The sequence below is a fragment of the Pleomorphomonas carboxyditropha genome, assembly GCF_002770725.1.
GTDB lineage: Bacteria > Pseudomonadota > Alphaproteobacteria > Rhizobiales > Pleomorphomonadaceae > Pleomorphomonas > Pleomorphomonas carboxyditropha.
This window is the reverse complement of record NZ_NQVN01000030.1, coordinates 1-19,199: the sequence shown is the minus strand read 5'-3', so window position 1 is coordinate 19,199 and position 19,199 is coordinate 1. Positions and strand designations below refer to the sequence as shown.

17 protein-coding genes are annotated in these 19,199 nt (G+C 66.6%); 10 read left to right on the top strand and 7 right to left on the bottom strand.

Annotated elements, in window-relative coordinates:
- Nucleotides 1-217: 217 nt before the first annotated feature.
- From CJ014_RS24725 to CJ014_RS24705, 5 genes are all read left to right on the top strand, one after another.
- On the top strand, nt 218-1,483 hold the full coding sequence (locus tag CJ014_RS24725) for an ABC transporter substrate-binding protein (RefSeq protein WP_100083176.1): 1,266 nt from the start codon (nt 218-220) through the stop codon (nt 1,481-1,483).
- Nucleotides 1,484-1,719: 236 nt separating this feature from the next.
- Nucleotides 1,720-2,712 (top strand): carbohydrate ABC transporter permease, encoded by a 993-nt coding sequence (locus CJ014_RS24720; protein ID WP_100083175.1) that lies wholly within the window; start codon nt 1,720-1,722, stop codon nt 2,710-2,712.
- Nucleotides 2,712-3,542 carry a carbohydrate ABC transporter permease gene (locus tag CJ014_RS24715; protein ID WP_100083174.1) on the top strand — a complete coding sequence of 277 codons (831 nt, stop codon included), beginning with the start codon at nt 2,712-2,714 and terminating at the stop codon, nt 3,540-3,542. Before CJ014_RS24720 ends, CJ014_RS24715 begins: the two co-directional genes overlap by 1 nt.
- 130 nt (nt 3,543-3,672) lie before the next feature.
- Nucleotides 3,673-5,334, top strand: a complete 1,662-nt coding sequence (locus tag CJ014_RS24710; protein WP_100083201.1) for an alpha-glucosidase family protein — start codon at nt 3,673-3,675, stop codon at nt 5,332-5,334.
- Between the two features lie 87 nt (nt 5,335-5,421).
- Nucleotides 5,422-6,531 (top strand): ABC transporter ATP-binding protein, encoded by a 1,110-nt coding sequence (locus tag CJ014_RS24705; RefSeq protein WP_100083173.1) that lies wholly within the window; start codon nt 5,422-5,424, stop codon nt 6,529-6,531.
- A gap of 27 nt (nt 6,532-6,558) precedes the next feature.
- On the opposite strand, the gene CJ014_RS24700 is transcribed toward CJ014_RS24705, so the two are convergent.
- Together CJ014_RS24700 and CJ014_RS24695 are read right to left on the bottom strand one after the other, a co-directional pair.
- Nucleotides 6,559-7,599, bottom strand: coding sequence for a transporter (locus tag CJ014_RS24700; protein WP_100083172.1), 1,041 nt, complete (start codon nt 7,597-7,599; stop codon nt 6,559-6,561).
- Nucleotides 7,600-7,692: 93 nt separating this feature from the next.
- Nucleotides 7,693-8,043, bottom strand: a complete 351-nt coding sequence (locus tag CJ014_RS24695) for a RidA family protein (protein ID WP_100083200.1) — start codon at nt 8,041-8,043, stop codon at nt 7,693-7,695.
- A 263-nt stretch (nt 8,044-8,306) separates the two neighbouring features.
- Between CJ014_RS24695 and CJ014_RS24690 the strand changes: the two genes are divergently transcribed.
- Entirely contained in the window at nt 8,307-9,122 is an 816-nt protein-coding gene (locus CJ014_RS24690; protein WP_100083171.1) for an ElyC/SanA/YdcF family protein, read from the top strand.
- 383 nt (nt 9,123-9,505) lie between these two features.
- Nucleotides 9,506-11,176 (top strand): MFS transporter, encoded by a 1,671-nt coding sequence (locus CJ014_RS24685; RefSeq protein WP_425351956.1) that lies wholly within the window; start codon nt 9,506-9,508, stop codon nt 11,174-11,176.
- Between the two features lie 66 nt (nt 11,177-11,242).
- Here CJ014_RS24685 and CJ014_RS24680 read toward each other — a convergent pair whose 3' ends face one another.
- The 5 genes from CJ014_RS24680 to amaB are packed head-to-tail and all read right to left on the bottom strand — an operon-like array spanning nt 11,243 to nt 16,025.
- The gene (locus CJ014_RS24680; RefSeq protein WP_245427625.1) at nt 11,243-12,910 is read right to left on the bottom strand and encodes a thiamine pyrophosphate-binding protein; all 1,668 of its coding nucleotides are present in this window, start codon (nt 12,908-12,910) and stop codon (nt 11,243-11,245) included.
- A gap of 40 nt (nt 12,911-12,950) precedes the next feature.
- On the bottom strand, nt 12,951-13,364 hold the full coding sequence (locus CJ014_RS24675) for a type II toxin-antitoxin system VapC family toxin (protein ID WP_100083169.1): 414 nt from the start codon (nt 13,362-13,364) through the stop codon (nt 12,951-12,953).
- Nucleotides 13,361-13,645: a hypothetical protein gene (locus CJ014_RS24670; RefSeq protein WP_100083168.1), complete on the bottom strand. Its 285-nt coding sequence runs from the start codon at nt 13,643-13,645 to the stop codon at nt 13,361-13,363. The genes CJ014_RS24675 and CJ014_RS24670 overlap by 4 nt, the downstream gene beginning before the upstream one ends.
- Nucleotides 13,646-13,702: 57 nt before the next feature.
- Nucleotides 13,703-14,500, bottom strand: coding sequence for a 4-hydroxy-tetrahydrodipicolinate reductase (gene dapB, locus CJ014_RS24665; protein WP_100083167.1), 798 nt, complete (start codon nt 14,498-14,500; stop codon nt 13,703-13,705).
- Nucleotides 14,501-14,504: 4 nt separating this feature from the next.
- Nucleotides 14,505-16,025: an L-piperidine-6-carboxylate dehydrogenase gene (gene amaB / locus CJ014_RS24660; protein ID WP_100083166.1), complete on the bottom strand. Its 1,521-nt coding sequence runs from the start codon at nt 16,023-16,025 to the stop codon at nt 14,505-14,507.
- Between the two features lie 142 nt (nt 16,026-16,167).
- Here amaB and CJ014_RS24655 point away from each other — a divergent pair, with 142 nt between their 5' ends.
- The 3 genes from CJ014_RS24655 (at nt 16,168) to CJ014_RS24645 (ending at nt 19,033) form a co-directional block, all read left to right on the top strand.
- Entirely contained in the window at nt 16,168-17,082 is a 915-nt protein-coding gene (locus CJ014_RS24655; RefSeq protein ID WP_100083198.1) for a LysR family transcriptional regulator, read from the top strand.
- Between the two features lie 244 nt (nt 17,083-17,326).
- A complete protein-coding gene (locus CJ014_RS24650; protein ID WP_100083165.1) occupies nt 17,327-18,217 on the top strand; it encodes a hypothetical protein in 891 nt (296 codons plus the stop codon).
- 114 nt (nt 18,218-18,331) lie between these two features.
- Entirely contained in the window at nt 18,332-19,033 is a 702-nt protein-coding gene (locus CJ014_RS24645; RefSeq protein ID WP_100083164.1) for a glutathione S-transferase, read from the top strand.
- The last annotated feature ends 166 nt before the right edge of the window (nt 19,034-19,199 follow it).

The window sequence follows — 19,199 nt, the reverse complement described above, 5'->3', positions numbered from 1 at the left end:
TACTGTTACACCCATTGTCCACCTTGCTCAAAGGATCAGCACGGCCCGCAGCGGGGCGCGCGAGCCCCGGATCCGTCCTGCAAACGGTTACATTGACCAGTTGACAGGGCCACGGCTTTCAAGGATGATCCGAGCGTTCAAAGCGCTTTGGAAGTTTCGGGCGCTTCGCACCCCATTGCGGCATTCGGGAGAAGTGCCGCATTCAAGGGAGGACTTGATGCTTCATTCAGCCCTGCGTGCCGGTCTTTTCGCCGGCGCGGCTTTCTGCGCATCCGCCGCGATGGCCGCCGAATTGGCGATCGTATCCGGCGACACCGGCAACGGACTGGCTTTCCTGCAGAGCCAGCTCGACAAATTCGAGGCCGCCACCGGCAACACGGTCAAGATCGTGCCGATGCCGTCGTCGACCTCCGACCAGTTCGGCCAATACCGGCTGTGGCTCGCCGCCGGCAACGCCGACATCGACGTCTACCAGACCGACGTCATCTGGGCGCCGCAGTTGTCCGACCAGTTCCTCGACCTGACGGAGGCCGCCAAGGACGTTATCAAGGACCACTTCCCGTCGATCATCGAATCGCAGACGGCCAACGGCAAGCTGGTCGCCATTCCGGCCTTCACCGACGCGCCGGCCCTGTTCTACCGCAAGGACCTGCTCGAGAAATACGGCAAGCCGGTTCCCAAGACCTGGGACGAGATGGCCGCCACGGCCAAGGAAATCCAGGACAAGGAGCGCGAGGCCGGCGCCAAGGATCTCTGGGGCCTCGTCTTCCAGGGCAACGCCTACGAGGGCCTGACCTGCAACGCCCTCGAATGGGTGAAGTCGTTCGGCGGCGGCCAGATCGTCGAGGCCAACGGCGACATTTCCATCAACAACGAGCATGCCGCCAAGGCCCTCGATACGGTCAAGGGCTGGGTCGGCACCATTTCGCCCCCGGGCGTGCTCGCCTATCAGGAAGAGGAAGCCCGCGGCGTCTGGCAGACCGGCAACGCGGTGTTCATGCGCAACTGGCCCTATGCCTACGCGCTCGGCAACGGCGACGACAGCGCGGTGAAGGACAAGTTCGGCGTGTCGCCGCTGCCGGCCGCGACGGCGGACGACAAGCCGGCTGCGACGCTCGGCGGCTGGAATTTCGCGGTGTCGAAATATTCCCGGCATCCGGAAGAGGCGATCAAGCTCGCCCTGTTCCTCGGCTCGACGGAAAGCCAGAAGGACCGCGCCATCAACCAGACCAACCTGCCGTCGATCATTTCGCTCTATGACGATCCCGACGTGGCCAAGGCCGCGCCGATCATCCCGCAATGGAAAGAGGTGTTTATGAACGCGGTGCCGCGTCCGTCGGCGCCGACCAAGGTCAAGTATAACGAGGTATCGTCGCTGTTCTGGTCGGCCGTCCACGACACGCTGTCGGGCAACGGCACCGCCGCCGACAACCTCGAACTGCTCGAAGCCAAGCTGACGGAGCTCAAGGGTTCCGGCTGGTAAGTCCTCTCTGCGCGTCGATCGCCCGGCATCCCTCGACGCCGGGCGGTCGGTTCCCTCCGGAGCGGTTCGGTCCGTTCCACCTGCCCGCCCGGACTTGTTTTCGGGCTGACCACTGTCAGCTTGTCCGGGTGGCTCGGCACGCAAGACGGCTGCCGGAGACTTTTTCGTTTCCGGGCTGCGCACGACGTTACCGCCCCTCGCGGACCGATGCCCCGCACTCGATCGCAGGAATTGCCATGGCCTCCACACAATCGACGATCCGGATCGCGCCGACCGGCCCGGGGCACCCCAAACGGGTCAAGTCCGAACTGATGCGCCAGCGCCTCAGGGCCGCCGGCTGGTTCCTGGTGCCGATGCTGGTTGCGCTCGCCATCGTCGCCGGATGGCCGCTTCTCAGGACGATCTATTTCTCGTTCACCAACGCCTCGCTGACCAACCTCTACGGCGCCGAGCTGATCGGTTTCAAAAACTATCTCAACTGGACGGTGCTGAAGAGCGGCCGCATCGTCTGGTCGGGCCTGCTCGCCGATCCCGTCTGGTGGAACGCCGTCTGGAACACGGTCCGCTTCTCGGTGCTGTCGGTCACGCTCGAAACCATCCTCGGCACCATCGTGGCGCTGGTGCTCAACGCCGAATTCAAGGGGCGCGGCATCGTGCGCGCCGCCATCCTCATTCCCTGGGCGATCCCCACCATCGTCTCCGCCCGCATGTGGGGCTGGATGCTGAACGACCAGTTCGGCATCATCAACGACGTGCTGATGACGTTCGGCCTGATCGACCACAAGATCGCCTGGACCGCCTCGGCCGATACGGCGATGATCGCCGTGCTGATCGTCGACGTCTGGAAGACGACGCCCTTCATGGCGCTCCTCATCCTCGCCGGCCTGCAGATGATCCCGCGCGACATCTACGAGGCGGCGGCCATCGACGGCGTCCACCCGGTCAAGACCTTCTGGAAGGTGACGCTGCCGCTGGTGCGGCCGGCGCTGATGGTGGCGGTGATCTTCCGCCTGCTCGACGCCATGCGCATCTTCGACCTGATCTACGTGCTGACGCCCAACAGCTCCCAGACCAAGACCATCTCGGTGCTGGCGCGCGAGAACCTGATCGACTTCGACAAGTTCGCCTACGGCTCGGCGCAGTCGACCATGCTGTTCCTGATCATCGCGCTGATGACCATCCTCTACATCTGGCTCGGCAAGGTGCGCTTCGACGGGGGAGACCGGTGATGCTCTGGCGTTATACCAAGACAGCCGCCTTCTACCTGCTGGTGGCGGTCATCGTCCTCGTCTCGGTCTTCCCGTTCTATTACGCGATCCTGACGAGCTTCAAATCCGGCACGGCGTTGTTCGAGATCAACTATCTGCCGCACCATTTCAGCCTCGACAACTACGTCTCGGTGCTGACCACCGGCGTGTTCGTCCGCAACCTCGGCAATTCCATCCTGGTGGCGACGTCGGTGGTGGTGCTGGCGCTGTTCCTGGCGGTGACCGCCGCCTTCGCGCTGGCCCGCGTCAGCTTCCGCGGCCGCGGCCTGCTGCTGATGACCATCCTGGCCGTGTCGATGTTCCCGCAGATCGCCGTGCTGGCCGGCCTGTTCGAGCTGGTGCGCGGCTTCGGGCTGTTCAACACGCCCTTCGCGCTGATCTTCTCCTATACGATCTTCACCCTGCCCTTCACCGTGTGGGTGCTCACCACCTTCATGCGCGACCTGCCGATGGAGATCGAGGAGGCGGCGATCGTCGACGGCGCCAGCCCCTGGGTGATCATCACCAAGGTGTTCATGCCGCTGATGTGGCCGGCGCTGGTGACGACGGGCCTTCTCGCCTTCATCGCCGCCTGGAACGAGTTCCTGTTCGCGCTGACCTTCACCTCCTCCAACGAGACGCGCACCGTGCCGGTGGCGATCGCCCTGCTCTCCGGCGCCAGCCAGTACGAGATCCCCTGGGGCCGCATCATGGCGGCGTCGGTGATCGTCACCGTTCCGCTCGTCGGTCTCGTGCTGATTTTCCAGCGCAAGATCGTGCAGGGGCTGACGGCCGGCGGCGTCAAGGGCTAAGAAGGGACGCGGCCTCTCGAAACGATACAAAGCGATGCGATACGCTTTGCGCGCCCAGCGCCGCCCGAACAGCACGGACCCTGCCGACGCCCTCCCCGCCGGCATCGATGAAGAGAAAGACCAAGTGACGATGACGACCCTTGAAAAAGCCGCTGCCAGCGCCGACCGAGCCGCCGATCCCGACTGGTGGCGCGGCGCGGTGATCTACCAGATCTATCCGCGTTCGTTCCAGGACTCCAACGGCGACGGCATCGGCGACCTTCCCGGCATCACCGCCCGCCTCGGCTACCTCGAGGATCTCGGCGTCGACGCCATATGGCTGTCGCCCTTCTTCAAGTCGCCGATGAAGGACTTCGGCTACGACGTTTCCGACTATTGCGACATCGACCCCATCTTCGGCACGCTCGACGACTTCCGCAAGATGGTCGCCGCGGCGCACCGGCGCGGCATCAAGGTGATCATCGACCAGGTGCTGAGCCACACGTCCGACCTGCATCCCTGGTTTTCGGAAAGCCGGCACGACCAGATCAACCCCAAGGCGGACTGGTACGTCTGGGCCGACGCCCAGCCGGACGGCACGCCGCCCAACAACTGGCTGTCGGTATTCGGCGGTTCGGCCTGGGAATGGGACACCCGCCGCTGCCAGTATTATCTGCACAACTTCCTGGCCAGCCAGCCCGACCTCAACTTCCACACCCCGGCGGTGCAGGACGCGCTGCTCGACGTGCTGAAATTCTGGCTCGATCTCGGCGTCGACGGCTTTCGGCTGGACACGGCGAACTTCTATTTTCACGACAAGGAGCTGCGCTCCAACCCGCCGCAGACGCGGCCGGTCGACGCCATCGATGCGCCGCGGGTCAATCCCTATCTCCGGCAGGACCACCTCTACGACAAGAGCCAGCCGGAGAACCTCGAGTTCCTGAAGCGGATGCGCAAGCTGCTCGACCAGTATCCCGGCTCCACCACGGTGGGCGAGATCGGCGACGGCGACCGGTCGCTCAAGACCATGATCGCCTACACCTCGGGCGGCGACAAGCTGCACATGAGCTACACCTTCGATCTTCTGGGCGGCGAGCCGTCGCGCGCCTATATCGAAAAGACGCTGAAGACCTTCGAGGCCGGCGCCGGCGATGCCTGGCCCTGCTGGGCGCTGTCCAATCACGACGTCATGCGCCACGCCACGCGTCACCTGCCGTTTGCCCACGACCCGGCGCAGCAGGGCAAGCTGATGGCCGCCCTTCACCTCAGCCTGCGCGGCTCGATCTGCATCTACGAGGGCGACGAGCTCGGCCTCACCGAGGCGGATCTCGCCTTCGAGGATCTGGTCGATCCCTACGGCATCCGCTTCTGGCCGGAGTTCAAGGGGCGCGACGGCTGCCGCACGCCGATGGTGTGGGAGGCTGAGGCCGCGAACGCCGGCTTCTCCACCGGCAAGCCCTGGCTGCCGGTGCCGCAGACCCATCTCGCCAAGGCGACCGACCGGCAGGTCGGCCAGGCGGGAAGCCAGTACGAGCTCTACAAGGCGATGATCGCCTGGCGCAAGACCAGCCGGGCGCTGACCAAGGGATCGGTGCGCTTCCTCGCGTCGGACGGCGATATCCTCGCCTTCCTGCGCGAGGCGGACGGCGAGACGGTGCTCTGCGTCTTCAACTTCGGGCCGATGGGCGCGGGTTTCCCGGTGCCGCCGGGCCTTTCCGTGGCGGCGGTGGCCGATGTCGGTTTCGCGTCGCGGGTCGTCGAGGGCATGGTGACGTTGCCGGCCGAAAGCGCCTTCATCGCCAAGATGAAATGATCAGAAAGCCCGGTCGGCCCTGGCGGGCCGGCCGGGTTCCGGGAACCGGGTTGGGAGACCCCTTCGGAATTTGCGGGAGGAATGCGCATGTCAGCCGGACTGAAGCTCAAGCAAGTCAAGAAGGCCTATGGTTCCGTGCAGGTGCTGCACGGCATCGACCTCGACATCAAGTCCGGCGAGTTCGTCGTGTTCGTCGGCCCGTCCGGCTGCGGCAAGTCGACGCTCTTGCGGCTGATCGCCGGCCTCGAGGACATCACCGAGGGGACGCTGGAGATCGGCGACACCGTCGTCAACACGCTGCCGCCCTCCAAGCGCGGCATCGCCATGGTGTTCCAGAGCTACGCGCTCTACCCGCACATGACCGTCTACGAGAACATGGCCTTCGGCCTGAAGCTCGCCAAGGCGGCGCCGGGTGAGCAGGACCGGCGGGTGCGGGAAGCCGCCGAGATGCTGCAGATCACCCCCTATCTCGACCGTCTCCCCAAGCAGCTTTCCGGCGGCCAGCGGCAGCGCGTCGCCATCGGCCGGGCCATCGTCCGCGACCCCAAGGTGTTCCTGTTCGACGAGCCGCTCAGCAATCTCGACGCGGCGCTGCGGGTCGCCACGCGCCTCGAGATCGCCAAGCTGCACGAACGCATGTCCGACACCACCATGATCTACGTGACGCACGACCAGGTGGAGGCGATGACGCTGGCCGACCGCATCGTGGTGCTCAATTACGGCGTGGTCGAGCAGGTCGGCACGCCGATGGAGCTCTACCACCGGCCGGACAACCTGTTCGTCGCCCGCTTCATCGGCTCTCCGGCGATGAACATCGTGTCGGCCACCATTACCGGCACCGGCGCGCCGGCAACGGTGCAGCCGGAAACCGGCAGCCCGGTCACCATCAACGCCGAGGTCGCCGCCAGCTATCTCGACGCCAAGGCCACCTTCGGCGTGCGACCGGAGGATCTGACGCCGACGGACGGGCCCGGCCTCTTCACCGGCACCGTGTCGATCGTCGAAAAGCTCGGCGAGGTGACCCTGGTCTATCTCGATACCGGCCTTGCCGAGCCGATCACCGTCAAGATCGACGGCGACGTGGAGATCGCCAAGGGCGAGACGCTGACCGTGACGGCGCCGACCGAACGGCTGCATCTCTTCGACGAGAATGGCGTGGCTTTCCCGCGCGTCAGCCTCTCCAGGGCCGCCGAATGACGACATCCGGCCGTCTTCTCCGTTCCTTCAGAGAATGCCGACCCTCTTCAGGAACCACCAGGCGCCCCACACCGACAGTCCGCCGAGCAGGAATGCCAACAGCGTTCCGAAATGCTCGCCGGCGAAGGGCAATCCGCCGGTGTTCATGCCGAAGAAGCCGGTGACCAGCGTCGGCGGCAGCAGGAAGGCCGTCATGATGGACAATATGTAGAGATGCCGGTTGGTTTCCGAGGATATCTTGGAGTCGATCTCTTCGTGCAGCAGGCGCGCCCGGTCCTGCAGGCCCTGCATTTCCTGCGACGCCGAACCGAGCAGGTCGGCGAGCGTTTCGGCCATCTCGACCGTGCCGGTCGGCAAGGGATCCGGCTCGTCCCAGCGCTGGTAGCGGCGGAACAGCGCCACCGAGGCCCTGAGCTGGCGGTTCAGCCGGACGACGGTGCGCCGGACCGGACCGAGGCGGCGACGCTCGTCGCGCGGCGCCGTCTCGAACACGTAGTCCTCGATGCGGTCGAGCTCGTCGCTCATCTCGACGATGAGGGCATCCACCACCTTCTCGAACTCGGTGACGACGGCGGCGAACACGCCGACCGTCTCGTGAATGGCGAGGCCGCGGTCGACGGCCAGCCGCGTCGCCTCGACGCAGCGCAAAGGATGCAGCCTGGCGGTGACGATCAGCCGCTCCGACGCGGCGAAGCGGAACCAGCCGATATCGTTGGTCTCGTAGTCGAAGGCGCGCTCGATATCGGTGAACACGCCGTGCAGCACGCCGTCGTCGGAGGCGAGCACCACGTGATTGTCGCGGTCGGTCAGCGTGGCCCGCGCCGCGTCGGGCAGATCGGCCAAGCCCTCGAGGAACTTCGGCACGCGGGCGTCGCTGAGGGCAAGGTGCAGCCAGACGAAGCCCTCTTCGACGATCAGATCGTCGCGCGGCGTGGTCGGCGGCAGCGGCCGGCCGGCGCCGGTGACGGCGTCGAAACGATAGGCCCAGACGAAACCGGGAATCTCGGTGTTGAGCAAGAGCCAGGCACTCCAGACAGGCGCGGCGAACCGCCGTTTTCCTGATAACATGCGGGAGTGGCGGTCTTCCACTCCGGCCGCTGCCTGCCGAAACGGTCGCCGGCGGGCGAGGCTTCGGCAGGCTGGCCTGGCCGGATCGCCGGATCAATCCGGCAGGGCGGCGGTGATGATGAACTCCACCTTGTATTCCGAGCCGGCCAGCTTGGCCTCGCCCGTGGCGCGGGCCGGCGCGTTGCCCGGCGACACCCAGGATTCCCACACTTCGTTCATGGCGGCGAAGTCGGCCATGTCGGCCAGCCAGACGATGGCCTGCAGCACGCGCGTCTTGTCGGTGCCGGCGGCGGCCAGCAGGCGATCGACCTCGGCCAGCGCCTCGATGGCCTGCGACTTGACGTCGCCCTTGGGCGAGCCGATCTGACCGGCGAGATAGACGGTCTTGTTGTGGACGACGGCATTGCTCATGCGCTTGCCGGGCTCGATGCGGGTGATCGCCATGGCGGACCTCTCCGATTGCGGCAGGCGGCCCATCCGCCCACCGGTCTGTCCGTTGCCTATCTTCTCGGCAGATGGCCCGCAACAGGAAAACATGCGCCAGTCCGGCCGGACCGATGGACGCCGGGAACGGCTGGATCGATTAGGGTCGTTCGATCCGGCTGCATGAGCGCTGCCACGGATGGTCGGCCGGAACCTTGACCCGTACAAGCTGTTGTAACGGTCGGCCTGCCCTCCCCGTGCGACCGCACACGCGAAAGTTCTTCATGTCCTTCTTTGGTCCCTATGGCCCGCTCGACGCCGACGACATCGCGGCGATCAACACCGTCGCCCGCTTCCTGGCGTTCGACGATCTCGGCGGCCGGGACACGCACAACGCACCGGCCTTCGATCTGGTGGTGCTGGCCGGCAACGCGCTGCTGTGGACGCTGGAAGGCGCAGTGAAAAAGGCCCGGACGGCCAATGTGCCGCTGCTGATTTCCGGCGGCATCGGCCATTCGACCCGGTTGCTGGCCGCCGCCGTCGACGCCCATCCGGTCTACCGCAAGGCGCTGGCCAGCCAGACCTCGGAAGCCCGGCTGCTCGGCGACATCGCGGCCATGTTCCTCGGCCTCGATCAATCGCTGCTGCTGCTGGAAGACGCTTCCACCAACTGCGGCGAGAACGGCCTGTTCAGCCGGCGCGTCCTCGACGACATCGGCCTTGCGCCGACGGCGATGCTGCTCGTTCAGGATCCGCTGATGCAGCGGCGCACCGACGCCTCGTTCCGGCAAGCCTGGACGAACGCGACGTGTCCGGCAATCGTCAACTGGCCGGTACAGGTGCCGCGCATCGGCTATCGCGACGACCGCATCGACTATCTCCAGAGCCCCAACAGCCGCAAGTGGACGCCCGAACGCTTCCTGTCCCTGCTGACCGGGGAAATCCAGCGTCTCACCGACGACGAAAACGGTTACGGCCCGCGCGGCAAGGGTTTCCTGCCGCATGTCGACATTCCCGACGACGTGCAGGCGGCGTGGCGCAGCATTATGCGGTCGGGCAAGTTCGACACCGCAGCGCTGGGGCGTCCGGCCGGCGGCTAGAGCATCGGACCGAAAAGTGGACTCCGGTTTTCGGAAAATCCGATGCAACGACAAAGGACTAGATCGTCATCTTGCGTCCGTTAGGACGCACGACGATCTAGGTCCGCTCGTGTCGTTTTCGCAAGGAGCAATTCGCGTTCCGGTCAACGCGAAGCGGCGCGCTATTTCCTTGGCAGGGCATCGTTTTTTCGAAAGCCGCTCCATTTCCCGCGCGATGCTCCATCCGCATCGTTTGTAGACTAAAGATTCCGCCATAGGTATCTTCACGCATAACTCCCGCATACGTAGTATTACGCCTCGTTCCCGAGTCTGGGTGGAGCCGCCGGTCGCCTTCGACCGCCGGACGGACCGGGACGAAGCATCATCTTCTGGGAGGAATTCCGATGACAGCAGTCACCGTCGACCCGACGAAGACGCCTGGTTCGACCACGATGACGAAAGAGGAGCGGCGCGTCATCTTCGCCTCGTCGCTCGGTACCGTCTTCGAATGGTATGATTTCTATCTCTACGGTTCCCTGTCGGCGGTGATTGCCGCTCAGTTCTTCTCCGGCGTCAACCCGACCGCCGCCTTCATCTTCGCCCTGCTCGCCTTTGCCGCCGGCTTTGCGGTGCGGCCGTTCGGCGCGCTGGTATTCGGCCGGCTCGGCGACATGATCGGCCGCAAATATACCTTTCTCGTCACCATCCTGATCATGGGCGCCTCGACCTTCGTCGTCGGTATCCTGCCCAACTACGCGGCCATCGGCATGGCGGCGCCGGTCATCCTGATCGTGCTCCGCCTTTTGCAGGGTCTGGCGCTCGGCGGCGAATACGGCGGTGCGGCGACCTATGTCGCCGAGCACGCGCCCGACCATCGCCGCGGCGCCTACACCGCCTGGATCCAGACCACGGCGACGCTCGGCCTGTTCATGTCGCTCCTGATCATCCTCGGCTGCCGCGCTGTGATGTCGGCCGACGATTTCAATTCCTGGGGCTGGCGCATTCCCTTCCTGGTGTCGATCCTGCTGCTGGCGATCTCCGTCTGGATCCGCCTGAAGCTCAACGAGAGCCCGGCCTTCCGCCGCATGCAGGAAGAGGGCAAGACCTCCAAGGCGCCGCTTACCGAGGCATTCGGCCGCTGGAAGAACCTCAAGGTCGTGCTGCTCGCCCTGTTCGGCCTGGTCGCCGGCCAGGCCGTGGTCTGGTATACGGGCCAGTTCTATTCGTTGTTCTTCCTGACGCAGACGCTGAAGGTGGAAGCCCAGACGGCCAACCTGCTGATCGCCGCGTCGCTGCTGCTCGCCACGCCCTTCTTCGTGGTGTTCGGCACGCTTTCGGACCGGATCGGCCGCAAGCCGATCATCATGGCCGGCCTGCTGCTCGCCTGCCTCACCTATTTTCCGATCTTCAAGGGCATCACCCACTACGCCAATCCCGCGCTCGAGCACGCGGTCGCCAGCGCGCCGGTGACCGTCATTGCCGATCCGAGCGAGTGCTCGTTCCAGTTCAACCCGGTGGGGACGTCCAAGTTCACCACCTCCTGCGACGTCGCCAAGTCGGCGCTGGTCAAGGCGGGCGTGCCTTACGAGAACGAGACGGCGCCGGCCGGCACGCCGGCTGTCGTCAAGATCGGCGCCACCTCGATCGCCTTCGGCAGCGAGGCAAGCGCCGACGGCGCGACGCCGGCCCAGGCGTTCACCACGTCGCTGACCGATGCCATCACCGCCGCCGGCTATCCGGCCAAGGCCGATCCGAAACAGATCAACATCGTCATGGTGACGCTGCTGCTGTTCGTGCTGGTGCTCTACGTCACCATGGTCTACGGCCCGATCGCCGCCATCCTGGTGGAAATGTTCCCGACGCGTATTCGCTACAGCTCGATGTCGCTGCCCTACCACATCGGCAACGGCTGGTTCGGCGGCTTCCTGCCGACCACGGCCTTCGCCATGGTGGCGGCCACCGGCGACATCTACTACGGCCTGTGGTACCCGATCGTCGTGGCGGCGGCCACGCTGGTGATCGGCATGCTGTTCGTCCGGGAGACCAAGGACAACGACATCCACGCCGACTACTGACCGCTCGCCAGCGGATCCGAATGCAAGGCCCGGCCAACCTCGAGGCCGGGCCTTTTCATTGCGGTTTCAGGCGCGGCCGGCGAACTGGTCCAGCGTCTTCGCCGGGGTCACCGCCTGCGGGTCGAGGAAGCAATGGACGATCGCCGGCTTGCCGGAGGCCATTGCCCGCTCGAAGGCCGGCGCGAATTCGGCGGTGGTGCGCACCGTCTCGCCATGGCCGCCATAGGCGCGGGCCAGCGCCGCGAAATCCGGATTGCTCAGCGACGTCGCCGAGACGCGGCCGGGATATTCGCGCTCCTGATGCATGCGGATGGTGCCGTACATGGCATTGTCGACGACGATCACCACGACGGCAATGTCGTATTGCACGGCGGTGGCGAACTCCTGGCCGTTCATCAGGAAGCAGCCGTCGCCGGCAAACACCACCACCGGCCGGTCGGGAAACTGCCGCTTGGCCATGACGCCGGCCGGCACCGAATAGCCGACCGATCCCGAGGTCGGCGCCAACTGGCCGGTGAAGCTGCTGTAGCGCCAATAGCGATGCACCCAGATGGCGTAGTTGCCGGCGCCGTTGGCGACGATCGTCTCGGGCGGCAGATGATCGCGCAGCCAGACCATGGCCTCGCCATACTGGAAGTCGCCCGGCAGCACGGTGGGCTTGTCGGTCCAGGCGAGGAAATCGGCGCGGGCCGCCCTGGTCTCGGCCGACCAGGGGATTTCGACCGGCGGATGCACGGTGGACAGCGCCGAGGCGAAGGCGTGCGGGCTGGCGACGATGCCGAGCGCCGGCTGATAGACGCGGCCGATCTCCTCCGGGTCGGCATAGACGTGGATCAGCGTCTGCTTCGGCCGGGGTATGTCGATGAGCGTGTAGGAGGACGACGGCGATTCCGACAGGCGGCCGCCGATGACCAGCAGCACGTCCGCCTCGCGGACGCGGGCGGCCAGCTTGGGGTTGGGGCCAAGGCCGAGGTCGCCGGCATAATTCGGATGGTCGGCCGGGAACAGCGAGGCGCGGCGGAAGCTGGTCGCCACCGGCAGGTCGAAGCGTTCGGCGAAGCGGATCACCTCGCGCCGCGCCCGCTCGCTCCAGCGCGAGCCGCCGAGGATCACCAGCGGCCGCCTTGCCTCCCAGACGAGCTTTTGCAACCGGGCGAGGTCGGCGAGCCCCGGCCAGATCTCCACCGGCTCGACCAGCGGCGCGTCGGCCACTTCGGCCGTCTCGGTCAGCATGTCCTCGGGCAGCGATACCACTACCGGTCCCGGACGGCCCTGCATGGCGACGCGGAAGGCGCGGGCGATCAGCTCCGGGATGCGGGCAGGATCGTCGATCTCCACCACCCACTTGGCGATCGAGCCGAACACCGCCTTGTAATCCATTTCCTGGAAGCAACCGCGCTCCAGCACGCCGCGTTCGGCCTGGCCGACGAACAGGATCAGCGGCGTCGAATCGTGCTCGGCGATGTGCAGCCCCGGCGCGGCGTTGGTAGCGCCGGGCGCCCGCGTCACGAAGCAGACGCCGGGCTTGCCGGTGAGCTTGCCGTAGGCTTCGGCCATCATGGTGGCGCCGGCCTCGTTGCGGCAGACCAGCACATCGATCGGGCTGTCATGCAGCGCGTCGAGGGCGGCGAGATAGGATTCGCCCGGCACGCAGGTGAGCCGCTCGACGCCTTGCCGGACGAGCTGGTCGATCAATATCCGGCCGCCGGTGCGGGAAGCGATGGACGGGGACAAGATGGGAACTCCGAGCATAGGCCACCGGGGCCGACAATCATCAAGCGAGGAAGGGATTGATCAAAGCAATATCGAGGTCAGCGACATCGGATGTATTGCGGGTAACCAGCGTCAGAGCGTGGATTCGGGCCGTCGCGGCGAGCAGACCGTCGATCACCGGCAAGGAGCGACGCATACCGAGGCGGCCCCACTCCTCGGCAACGGTGGCGTCGATATCGAGGATTCGCCCCTCGAACGCCAGCTTGACGTCGGCAAGCCAATGATCGATGGCCTCGAACCGTCGAAGGTCCCGCTCCCGCAGCATCTCGGCGCCACGACGAATTTCTCCGATGACGAGAACGCTCAGAAACAGCGAGCCGCTGTCCACCGCGCGGAACCAGCGCATGACGTTGGCATCGCAGCGCTCCTGCTTGCGGATTTCCGAGATGATGTTGGTATCGAGCAGGAATCTCATAGATCGATCGGCCGCCCGAAATCGCGCGGCCGATCGAATTCCAGATCGCCGAACGGCGCGTGAAGAAGCAGCTCCTTGGCATCGGGAACGGCCTGCTCGCCAAAGCGCTCGGCAAGCGCCCGCCGGCTTTCGGCGGAGGTCGCTGGATCAGCCAGCGCCTTGGCGATGCGCCGCAGCAGAGCGACATCATCGCTGGGAACCTGGAGTTCCACGCGGGCCAATCCCTCGGTCCGCTTGCGCGCCCGGTAACGATCGACCGCAGTCTGCCTGGCCTTGAGCATAACAACTCTCCTATTTCCGGATATGTTACCGGAAATTACGATGGGGCACAACGAAGTTCACTCGATCAGCAGGTCCAGTCCGCGCCGCAGTCCCGCCTGCTCCCGCACCCGCCGCACGGCGAGCAGCGTGCCGGCGACATAGGGCGTGGCGTCGGAGCCGGCGTCGTGGCGGATGAGGAGCCGTTCGCCCGGCGCGCCGAATTGCGCCTCGCAGGACAGGACATATCCCGGCAGGCGCAGCGAATGCACCTGCACGGCGCCGACGGCGCCACCGCGCGTCTCGCGGATGCCGGCGAGTTCGCTCACCGGCTTCGAGGTGGCCGGCTGGCGCAGGTCGGAAAGCCGTTCGGCCAGCTCGCGCGCCGTGCCGGACGGCGTATCGGCCTTGCCGGCCGAGGCGTAGTCGATCACTTCGACGTCGGCGACGTATTTCGCCGCCGTCAGCGCGAACTTGGTCATCAGCGTGGCGGTGATCGAATAGTTGCCGGCGGCGAACACGCCGACGTCGTTCGCCCGTGCCGCTGCGTCGATCTCCGCGTAATCGTCGACTGAGAGGCCCGACGTGCCGATCACCACGGCGACGCCGGCGGAGACCGCCTGGAGCGTATTGGCCTTCACCGCCTGCGGCGCTGTGTAGTCGACGAGCACGTCGGCGCCGGCTTTCAGCGCTTCCGCGACGGTGGCGACCACGGTGATGCCGGCGGCCGCCTCGCCCAGAACCTCGCCGATATCGCGGCCGGCGGCCGACCGGGCGACGGCGCCGGCAAGCGTGAGATCTTCGGCGGCGCGCACTCCCTTCGCCACGGCGCTGCCGGTCCAGCCGGTCGCACCGGCGACGATGACGCGGATCGTCATGGCTTTACTCCACGTCGAAGCTGACGCCCTGCGCCAGCGGCAGGTCGCGGCCGTAATTGATGGTGTTGGTGGCCCGCCGCATATAGGCCTTCCAGGCGTCGGAGCCGGCCTCGCGGCCGCCGCCGGTCTCCTTCTCGCCACCGAAGGCGCCGCCGATCTCGGCGCCGGACGGGCCGATGTTGACGTTGACGATGCCGCAATCCGAGCCCCTGGCCGACAGGAAGGTCTCGGCTTCGCGCAGGTCGTTGGTGAAGATCGACGAGGAAAGCCCCTGCGGCACGGCATTGTGCGCCTCGAGCGCCGCGTCGAAGTCGGTATAGCGCATGACGTAGAGGATCGGCGCGAAGGTCTCGGTCCTGACCACCTCGGTTTGGGCCGGCATCTCGGCCAGCGCCGGCCGGACATAGAAGGCGTTGCCGCCGAGATCCTCGCGGGCGCGTTCTCCACCGTGCACGGTGGCGCCGTCGGCCCGCGCCTTCTGCAACGCCGCTTGCATGCGATCGTAGGCGGCCTTGTCGATCAGCGGGCCGACCAGCGTGCCGGCCTCGCGCGGATCGCCGATCGTCACCGAGGCATAGGCCTTCCGGAGGCGCGGCAGCAGGCTGTCGTAGACGCTGTCGTGGACGAACAGGCGCCTCAGCGTGGTGCAGCGCTGGCCCGCCGTGCCGATCGCCGCGAAGGCGACGCCGCGCACCACCAGGTCGAGGTCGGCGCTGGGGGCGATGATGGCGCCGTTGTTGCCGCCGAGCTCCAGGATGGCGCGGGCGAAACGGCTGGCAAGGCGCGGCGCCACGGCGCGGCCCATGGCCGTCGAGCCGGTGGCCGACACGGCGGCGACCCTGACATCGTCGACCAGCGCCTCGCCGATCGCCCGGCCGCCGACGACCACGGCGGAAAGGCCGGCCGGCGCTCCCGCCTTGGCCGCCGCCTTTTCGAACAGCGCCTGCGTGGCGAGCGCGGTGAGCGGCGTCTTCTCCGACGGCTTCCAGACGACGGTGTCGCCGCAGACCAGCGCGATGGCGGCGTTCCACGACCAGACGGCGACCGGGAAGTTGAAGGCCGAGATGACGCCGACGACGCCCAGCGGATGCCAGGTCTCCATCATGCGGTGGCTCGGCCGCTCGGTGGCGACCGTCAGGCCGTAGAGCTGGCGGGAAAGGCCGACCGCGAAATCGCAGATGTCGATCATCTCCTGCACTTCGCCGAGCCCCTCGGAGACGATCTTGCCGGCCTCGATGGTGACGAGCCGGCCGAGATCGGCCTTGGCCGCCCTCAGTTCAAGGCCGAACAGGCGGATCAGCTCGCCGCGCTTCGGCGCCGGCACCAGGCGCCAGGTCCGGAAGGCGGCTTCCGCGGCGGCGATGGCGGCATCGCAGCCGGCCGCGTCGGTTTCGCGCACCTCGGCGATGCGCTCGCCGGTGATCGGCGAGGTGACGGCGAGGCTGCCGCCCGCATGGGCGCTGTCGGCGACGCCGAGGCGGGCGAGAAGATCGGCGGTTTCCCTGGCAAGGCTCGAAGCGGACATTGGACACTTTCGTCGGCGATGCCGGCCAATGGCGCGGCGTTGCATGAGGCGGACTTCCGGTAAGTTATTGTCCCGAGCCCCCTACCCTGCAAACGATGATTTCTGGTAGGGTCATGAGGAAAACTCATGACCGGATATGCCGATGGCCCGTGATCTCCTGCCGTCGATCGGCGCGCTCGTCGCCTTCGAGAGCGCGGCGCGTCATCTCAGTTTCTCGCGCGCCGCCGCCGAACTGCACCTGACGCAAGGCGCCATCAGCCGGCAGGTGCGGGAGCTGGAAACGCGGCTCGGCCTGCCGCTGTTCGAGCGCATCAACCAGCGCGTTTTTCTCACCGATGCCGGCGAGGCCTATCGGCTGGAGGTGGCGCGCATCCTTGCCGGCCTTTCCGCGGCGACCGAGCGCACCATGGCCAGCGCCGGCGGCGCCGAGGTGCTGAATCTGGCCGTGCTGCCCACCTTCGCGGCGCGCTGGCTGGTGCCGCGCCTGCCGAAGTTTCTTGCCGGCCATCCGCAGGCCAGCGTCAACTTCGCGGTGCGCAACGAGCCGTTCTCCTTCACCGACGTCCCGCTCGACGCCGCCATCCATTTCGGCGAACCGACCTGGCCGGGGGCGGTCTGTGAATTTCTCTGCATCGAGGAGGTCTATCCGGTGGCGGCGCCCATGGTGCGCGACCGCTTCGGCCTGACCAACGTCGCGGCCATCCCCCGCGCGCCGCTCCTTCACCAATCGAGCCGTCCGACCGCCTGGGCCGACTGGTTTGCCGCCGAAGGCCTGCCGACCGCCGGCGCCTATCGCGGGTCGCGCTTCGACCAGTTTTCGATGATCGCCGAAGCCGCCGTGGCCGGCCTGGGCGTGGCGCTGATGCCGCGCTTCATGATCGAGGGGGAACTCGCGTCCGGACACCTCGCGCTGCTCACCGAGCGGCCGCTCGACGCCGGCAAGGCCTACTGGTTCGTCTATCCCGAGGCCAGGGTCCGCTCGCGGATCGTTCGCTCGTTCGGCGACTGGCTGAGGGTCGAGGCGGCGGTCCCCGCCTCGCCGCCCGCCGGCGTCTGACCCTCGCCGTTCCGGGCATCGCCAGGCTCCGCCGGAAAATCGAGCCATCGGTGGCATCCAAGTTACCACCAGACGGAACCTTTTTCGCTTCCGGACGCTTATTAGCCATGGTCCGTCCGCCGCCGCGAAGATCGGTCGCTCCGAGACGCCGGCCTCGGCGCGATCGGCGACCGAAGCGGCCGAACTTGCGGCACGGGACCGTTCATCGATGTGGGCACTCTGCCGCCTGCGACAGGAGAACATCATGGCTTCCACCGTTCTTGCTCCCGACAATACGCCGCCTGTCGAATCCTCTTCGTCGGCGATCAGTTGGAGCGCAATCATTGCCGGCGCCTTCTCGGCAGCCACCCTTACATTTGTCCTGATACTGCTCGGCTCGGGCCTCGGCCTGACGATGATTTCGCCGTGGACGAACCAGGGCGCCAGCGTCACGACCTTCGCCGTTTCCGCCGCCATCTGGATGATCGTGGTGCAATGGCTGTCGTCCGCCCTCGGCGGCTACATGACCGGCCGGCTGCGGGTGAAGTGGGTCGGCATCCATACCGACGAGACCTTCTTTCGCGACACGGCGCACGGCTTTCTCGCCTGGGCGCTGGCCACGCTGCTGGTGATCTGCGTTGCAAGCTCGGGCCTGACCTCGGCGGTCGGAACCGGTGTGCAGGCGGCATCCAACGTCGCTTCCGGCGCCGCCATGGGAGCTTCGGCCGGCGCCGCCTCCAACGCCGACGAAGGCAGCGGCAGCGCCGCCACCTCGTATTTCGTCGATAATCTTTTCCGGCCCAACGATCCCACCCGTCTCGCCGCTCCCGGCGCCGAGGGCGATGCCGCCGCCGCCGCGCAGGCGTCGCGCATCCTGATCGCCAGCGCCGCCGCCGGCGAGATCTCGCCCGCCGACAAGACCTATCTCGGACAGTTGGTGGCCGCCCGCACCGGCCTGTCGGAAGCCGACGCCACCGCGCGGGTCGACGCCGTCCTGGCGCAGGCCGAACAGGCCAAGACCAAGGCGCAGGAGGCCGCCGACACCGCCCGCAAGGCCGGGGCCGCCTTTGCCCTGATGGCCGCGCTGTCGCTGGTGATCGGCGCCTTCATCGCCAGCGCCGCCGCGGCGCTGGGCGGCAGGCTGCGCGACGAGTAAGCTGAGGTAGGTCGTTTCCCCAGAGCTCGACGGCGATCGCATGGTCGCCGTCGAGTCGTATTTGGGGAGCACACGTTATCGCCGGGTGTCTCGAGCTTCCAAAGGAGCACTGCGATGTCGGACTATGATCTCTACTACTGGTCCGTTCCCTTCCGGGGCCAGTTCGTGCGGGCGGTTCTCGCTTATGCCGGAAAAACCTGGACCGAGGGCGGCGATGCGGCGATATCGGATCTGATGGGCGGACCGGTGGGAAAGATGCCGGTGCCGTTCATGGGGCCGCCCTTGCTCGTCGACAAGAAGGCCGGCTTCGCCATCGCCGAAATGCCGGCCATCGTCCTTTATCTGGGCGAGACGCTCAATCTCCTGCCCGGGACCGCGGCGCTCCGCGCCATGACCATGAAGGTCGTCAACGACGCCAACGACGTGATCGACGACATCACGCTGGACGGCGGTCGGGAGATGTGGACGGACAAGAGCTGGCAAGGCTTCGTGCCGCGCCTCGAAAAGTGGATGTCGCTTTGGGAGGAGACCGGCGCACGCCATGGCCTGAAAGCCGATTCCGGCTTCCTGCTCGGCGGCGGGCAACCGGGCATCGCCGACGTGGTGACCGCCACCCTGTGGTCGACCATGGGCGACCGCTTCGGCAGGATCGAGGCGATCCTCAGGGAGGCCGCGCCGATGACGGCGGCGCTGACCCGGCGGATTGCCGACTTGCCGCCTCTCAAGGCACTGGCCGCCAAGGCCCGGCAGGATTATGGCGATGCCTATTGCGGCGGCCAGATCGAAGCGTCGCTCCGCAGGGTGTTGCACGCCTAAAGCATTTCCGGCGAAAACAGGTTCCACCGTACACGACTCGTCATATTTTGGGTCTGGCTTGAGGTTGATTTGGCGCGTTGTGTAACCAAGCGTCAGCGGCATTTTCCGGAGCGTTGCTGATCCAATTTCTGAGAGCGTCGAGACCGATGCGGAACCAGGATTTTTC